Consider the following 232-nt stretch of genomic DNA (forward strand, 5'->3'; position numbering starts at 1 on the left):
GACCTTGTTGCAGCCGAGTTCGTCGGCGACGCGGTACAGGATGCCGCGCCGCAGCCTGGAACAGAGCGAGCAGGTGGTCTTGCCTTCCGGGATCAGGCGCTTGACGATGCTGTAGGTGTCCTGGTTCTCGATGTGGTACTGAATACCCAGTTTATCCAGGTAGGCCGGCAGCACCTCGGCCGGGAAGTTCGGCTGCTTCTGGTCGAGATTGACCGCGACGATATCGAAATGG

Annotated in this window: 1 pseudogene; it reads right to left on the reverse strand. The window is 60.3% G+C overall.

Features of this window, described 5'->3' with window-relative positions:
- Window positions 1-232, reverse strand: a pseudogene (locus KVT32_RS31775) (tRNA 2-thiocytidine(32) synthetase TtcA); the annotation flags it as partial.

Source organism: Achromobacter sp. GbtcB20 (assembly GCF_019091095.1).
Lineage (GTDB): Bacteria > Pseudomonadota > Gammaproteobacteria > Burkholderiales > Burkholderiaceae_B > Achromobacter > Achromobacter mucicolens.